The organism is Nocardia cerradoensis NBRC 101014 (assembly GCF_000308535.1).
Lineage (GTDB): Bacteria > Actinomycetota > Actinomycetes > Mycobacteriales > Mycobacteriaceae > Nocardia > Nocardia cerradoensis.
Genome location: NZ_BAFW01000329.1, coordinates 1 through 6,420 on the forward strand (window position 1 = coordinate 1; position 6,420 = coordinate 6,420).

Genomic DNA, 6,420 nt, shown 5'->3' on the forward strand with positions numbered 1-6,420 from the left:
CGATTGCGGCGTATATGGATCCGCGGGAGTTGGTCATCGCGGAGAATGTGCGCAAAGACTTCGATGTCGCCGAGAACCCGAAACAGGCCGATTCGATCCGTGAGTTCGGTGTCGGTGCACCGGTGCTGGCAGAGCGCGAGCCCGACGGCGCGGTGTATGTGATCGATGGTCAGGTGCGGGTGTTGATCGCTCAAGCCGTTGGCGTTTCCCGGGTTCCGGTGTGGATCACCGACGCGCCCACCGACGTCGATGCCAAGCAGCGTCGTATCGACCGCACGATGGCCCAGATCAATCTCAACGAACGCCGGATCCCGTTGACCCAGGCTGACTACGCCGCCGGTGTCGCGCTCATGCTGGATCTGGGTGCCTCACCGACACGAGTGGCGAAAGGGCTGCAACAGACCAAGCGCGCCGATGTGCGCAAGCTCGCCGCGGTGGGTCGGTCAGCGGCCGGACGCGAGCTCGCCGACAACGGTCAGTACAGCCTCGATCAGCTCGCGGTCATCGCCGAGTACGACAACCTCGGCGACACCGACGCGGTGGAGAAGCTGACCTCCGCTTCCCGCTATAACTTCGGCTATGTGGCCAAGGCGATCGCCGCGGACCGCGAGGAAACCCGGCGACGTCTGCATGCCTCACTGCCGTACGCCGCCTATGGATTCGGGATCCTCACCGACGAACCCGGCGCCGACGACGGTTACCTGCCCGCCAGCGACCTCGTCCGCGCCGACGGCGAGCCGGTCACCGACGACGATATCTACGCGGATCCGGCGCGGTGGGTGGTGTGGGTCGATGTTGAGGAGAACGGTGAGCTGGTCGACACGGCCACGGGCGCGCTCGTCGATCCCGACACCGTCGACTGGGACACCCAGCACGGCCCCGACGCCGAGCCCGGGGACGGGTTGCGCCGCGCCGACGGGCTCGCCTGGCGCGACCGCTGGATACCGGCCTACTACCTGCCCGCCGACCAACTCGACACCACCGGACTACGGCTGCCTGTTCCGGCGGCCGCTGACCCGCAGGAGGCGCTGGCCGCCACCGAAGGCGCTGCGGCGGCGCGGGAGGAATCACGGTTGGCTCGCCGCCGGGTACGGGAGCTGAACAAACGGGGCGTGGCCGCGGCCGAGCGGCGCGAGGAATTCCTCACCACGTACTTCAAGCGCAACAAACCGCCCACCCAGGCCGCGCATTTCGTCGCCGAGTACCTGGCGCGGAATCTGGCCCCGGGGGCGTCGCAGTTGGTGACCAAGCTGCTCGGCATCAGCTGGTCGACCGAGGAACTGATGAAGGTGATCGGGTCCGCGTCGACTAACCGTGCCTGGGTGCTCGCGCTGGGCATGGTGCTGGCCAACCGGGAAGTCACCTTGGATAAGAGCCTGTGGCGAACACGGTCCGAGACCACCACCCGGTATCTGCACCTGCTCGCTGACATCGCCGGTCCTGAGGACGATTTCGCGTTGGTGGACGTCGAGCAGGCCGCCGCCGGCGACATCGACTACCACGACATCCCCATCGACAAATAACCCCACCGTTCCTGCCACGCTCTGGCAGGGCCGGTCCCGTATTCATCCGATCTTGTGCCGATGATTGAGGAGGAGCCATGGCCGGTGACACGGTCTTGACTGTCATAGGGAATCTGACTGATTCGCCGGAGCTGCGGTTCACCCCCGCCGGGGCGGCGGTCGCGAACTTCACCGTCGCCTCGACACCGCGGTACTTCGACCGCAACGCCGGTGAGTGGAGGGACGGCGATCCGTTGTTCCTGCGTTGCAACCTGTGGCGCCAGGCAGCGGAGAATCTCGCCGAATCCCTCACGCGGGGCGCGCGCGTGATCGTGACTGGGCGACTCAAGCAGCGCTCGTTCACCACCAGAGAGGGCGACAAACGCACCGTCGTCGAACTCGACGTCGACGAGGTCGGCGCATCCCTGCGCTACGCCACCGCGACCATCACCCGCACCTCCACCAGCGCATCCGGCGGGCTACGAACCCGCCGCGCCGTGACCACGCATCGCGACGGGTTCGGCAACCCCGACACGGACACCAGCACAGGGTTCGACCAGCCGGCACCTTCCCCGTCGGGCGGCGAGGATCCGTGGCGGGAGCCAGCGATGGCCGAAGCCGCCGGAGGTTTCGGCGACGACGCGCCCCCGTTCTAACGCACTGTCTTTCAACCCCACCTGTAAGCCCGCTGACCCGTTCGGAACCGCTTGGTTCCGAACGGGGTGAGTTGGGTTGTGCGGGCGGGCGTCTGGCCGGCCGTTGGTGACCAACCATCCGAGGGCTACCAGGCCGCTCCGCGCCGCGCGTGACGGCCCGCGCCCGGCGCGCACGAATTCCCCGGCGCACCGGCCCACGCGCACCTTCATTCCGGTTGGTGTGCGCGGGAATTCGCCCGCGCACGCCCCGGCGCGTTCCGCCCTCACCCGCGCGTTGTGTCCCGCCCTGGTTCTTGCGCCCTCGGCTGGTCACCACGACCGGCCCGACACCCGCATGTTCGATCGGGGCCGTGACGGTCCCAGCGGGTGCTCGCCCCTCTTCGATTGACGACAGGACGAACTCTCGTGACCGAAACCAGTACCTTCCTCGATGCCATCGCCGAACTCGACCACAACATCACTGGCGACCGCCGCGCCGCCCGCCGCACCTTCACCACCGCACTCACCCACGCCACCCCGGCTGAGCGCGAAGTCCTCGACGACATGGTCGACACCTTCACCCTCTACCCGTACCGCACCGCGCTGCTGCGCCTGGACGCCGCGTTCCGCTACGACGAACCCAAACGCGCGCTGCTGACGCGGCTGCTGCCCGGCACCGACCCCGGCCTGCATGTGCGGGAGCGTGCCGAGCGGATCGCGATCCTGGACCAGCGCGCCCGCGCCAACGGCAGCAGCGTCGACGACGAAGCCTTCCGCGACTACGCCCCACTCACCGCCGCCGAAACCGACCGCACCTCCATCCGGTTGTGGCGCAACCCGCCCGCCCGCGTCTACCTCGCCCCGTCACGGGCCACCGACAAGTCGCGCATGACACCCGAACAGATCACCGCACGCGTCCGTGCCCGCGGCAAGCGCCGCCCCGCGTTGGTCGAGCCCGATGTCGTCGCCGCCTACGTCGCCGACAATCTGCACCGCGACACCATGGCCGGTGAGCTCGCCCGTATCCGCGCCAGCGAGCAGCGGTTCCGCGACCTCGGCCTGCTCGCCGAACCCACCCCGTCATCGGCAGTGCGGGTGCAAGGCGCGCAGCCACGCAGCGACGAGGACGTGCGGGCGCGATGGGATCTTGAGTTCGTGCACCACGTCGCCGACCAGCACGCACACGACGCCGCGAACGCCGAGCCGAGTCGACGAATCTCGCACGACAATGCCCTCGCCTACGCCGAGGCCCGCACGGGTGTGCGCGGAGATCTGCGGCCCGAGGTGCCGTTCCAAGGCAACAGTGTCGATTACACCCGCGAAGCCATGACCCCGATCTCCGGGTGGCGCTGCGTCGCCTGCTTCATCGAACGCTCCACCCGCGACCAGGACCCCATCCACTCCGACAGCGGGCGGCGGCGCAGCGACGACGGGCTGTGCGACTACTGCCGTGGTGACGACCGCACCCCGCGCCTGCCCGAACTCCCCACCGGCTTCACCGCCACCGATCTCGCCCGCACCTACTGCCGGTTCCTCACCACCACCCACCCGGGCGCCGCGCCGGCACTGCTCGCGGAGACACGCCGCCGCGCGCCGCGCTGGCTGATCAGCATCATCGACGAGTTCAGCCTCCAGCCCGAACACACCGAGAACGCCAACGATCCGCTGGCCGACGTCGAAACCGATGCCGCACAAGCGAAACCTCCGACACCGCGCCGTCGCGGCCCGATGACCGGCGCCGGGCAACGCCAGGCCCGCTGCGAGGGATGCACCCGCATACGCGCCATCCACGACGACGGGTTCTGCACCGAATGCCGCGTCTGGCTCGGCCTCGTCACCCCACCCACGCGCCAGACTGTCGCCGCCTGACACAGGCGACCCGATCTCCGGTCCGTCGCGGTGACGCCCCTCCCGCGACGGACCGGCCACCACTCACCCAGGCCCACAGAGAGTTTCACGGGCACGACCTGATCATCTTCATCGTCGGACTGAGCCTTGCACTGTCTGGCCACCCGCTCATGACCTTCCCCGACACCCGCTCACCGCGCGACGACCAGCGCCCGCGCGACTGACCGGCTGCGCCACGCGACCGCTGCGCAGCCGCGCTCGCTTGCGTCAGCGTGGGGTGTGCGACAACCAGCCCGCAGGCCCCAGCACCATTCCCCACATTCACTCGCACCCACTCACCCCCACACACCCACCCACTCACATCACCACATATTCCACTCACACCCATAACCCCCATTCCCCCATTCCCCCATTCCCCCATAACCCCTCACCTCCACACACTCACTCACCCATAGCAGACCTCATGCATCGCGGAATCTAAGAATTTCCTTACATCGTGGGGAAATGACGCGATTTGATACAAACTACCTCCCTTCCAGCCCTGGAAATTTTGGATGCGTTGGGCTTGTGATGGAGAGGTGACCGCGACGCTGCATAAGATTCTCGCGGGCGACAGCTACCGCTACTACCTTCGCCAGGTCGCCGCCGCCGATGCCACCGACCGCGGCCCCGGAACCCTGTCGGACTACTACTCCGCCCACGGGGAACAACCAGGTCAGTGGTGGGGCAATGGACTTGCCGCCCTGAACCTCTCATCCGGCGACGAAGTCACCGAAGCACAGATGCGAGCACTGTTCGGGCAAGGCCGCCATCCCGATGCAGAAGCCATCGCCGCACGCGTCATCGCCTCCGAGACCGCGAAGGGAACCCGCCTCAAAACCGCGAAGGAAAAAGCGGAGCGAGCGACACGATTGGGCAACCCATATCGCACCTATTCCGGCGACAACGAGTTCCGCAAACGCTGCGGCGAAGCGTTCACTGAACACAATATCGCTTCCGGAATCGACGCCCGAGCGGCAATTACCGACGAAGTTCGCGCAAGGATTCGCACCGACGTCGCGACGGAAATGTTCACCGAACACTACGAGCGCCCCCCGTTGGATGACCGTGAGTTGTCCGGGTTCGTCGCCAAGATTTCGCGCCCGAAGTCCGCGGCGGTCGCAGGCTTCGACATCACGTTCTCTCCCGTCAAAAGCGTGTCCGCGCTGTGGGCCATCGCCCCTATCGAGGTGTCCGAGCGCGTCGCCAGCGCCCACGATGCCGCCGTCGACGACGCACTCGGTTGGCTGCAATCCCACGGGATCTTCACCCGGGCCGGCCGCAACGGGGTGCGGCAACTCGATGTCGACGGCATCATCGCAGCACGTTTCGTCCACCGCGAATCCCGCTGCGGCGACCCGGATTTGCACACCCACGTCCTGATCGCCAACCGCGTACGCGGTGCCGATGGCACGTGGCGCACCCTGGACGCGGCGGTGATCTACCGGCTGAACGTGACCGTCAGCGAGATCTACAACACCCGACTCGACCACCACCTCCGCGCCGACCTCGGCGTTAAATTCACCGAACGTCCCGGCACGAACCCGAACAAGCGCCCCATCCGCGAAATCGACGGCATTCCCTTGGTATTGATCCGGTACTGGTCGCGTCGCGACGCTGCCATCCGAACACGGTTGGGCGAGCTGACCGTCGACTTCCACCAGCAACTCGGGCGCGAGCCCACACCGGTGGAGATGTGGAATCTCGCGCAGGTCGCGACCTTGCAGACCCGGCCCGGCAAACACCTGTCGCGGTCGTGGGCCGAGCAACGCCGCGACTGGCGCACCGAAGCCACCACCGTGCTCGGGAGCCACAACCTCCTGGACCGAGTCGTCGCCACCAGCATCAACCGGGCCACGCCACCCTCCCCGGTGGTCGATCAGGAGCGCATCGCGGATATCGCCCGCCATGTTGTGGAGGTGGTCTCCGCACAGCGGGCGGTGTGGCAGCACCACCACATCCGCGCCGAAACCGAACGCCGCATCCGTGCCATCACCGACCGCGACACCTGGGCAGCCGTCACCGACACCGTTGTCGCCGAAGCACTCTCACCCCGCAATTCCCTCGCGCGCGGGGACCCGGACATCGCCACCGAACCCGATCTCGCCACCGTTCCTGAGCCGTTCCAGCGCCGCGACGGCGCCAGCGTCTACACCCGCTCCGGCATCCAGACCTACACCTCCGCCCGCCAACTCGACATCGAATACCGCCTTGCAGAGCTGTCGGTGCAGCCCGGTGCACGCACGATCGATGAGAGTTTCGTGACCGCCGCGATCGATGGCTACAACACCGATCCCGCGCATCAAGGCAAGAAACTCAACGCCGGCCAGACCGCGATGGTCACCAGTTTCGCCACCTCCCCCGCCCGCATCGCGGTCGCCTCCGCCCCTGCCGGC

The 6,420-nt window shown here is 67.4% G+C and carries 4 protein-coding genes; all 4 read left to right on the forward strand.

Annotation, left to right across the window (positions count from 1 at the left end; all coding sequences use genetic code 11):
- Positions 1–1,523 (forward strand): ParB/RepB/Spo0J family partition protein (locus ON23_RS28720; protein WP_143860623.1); only part of this gene is annotated, 1,523 nt, incomplete at its 5' end.
- Between the two features lie 77 nt (positions 1,524–1,600).
- On the forward strand, positions 1,601–2,158 hold the full coding sequence (locus ON23_RS28725; RefSeq protein ID WP_039782109.1) for a single-stranded DNA-binding protein: 558 nt from the start codon (positions 1,601–1,603) through the stop codon (positions 2,156–2,158).
- 405 nt (positions 2,159–2,563) lie between these two features.
- On the forward strand, positions 2,564–4,006 hold the full coding sequence (locus tag ON23_RS28730) for a hypothetical protein (protein WP_039782110.1): 1,443 nt from the start codon (positions 2,564–2,566) through the stop codon (positions 4,004–4,006).
- 557 nt (positions 4,007–4,563) lie between these two features.
- A partial coding sequence (gene mobF, locus ON23_RS28735; protein WP_167331909.1) for a MobF family relaxase occupies positions 4,564–6,420 on the forward strand: 1,857 nt, incomplete at its 3' end.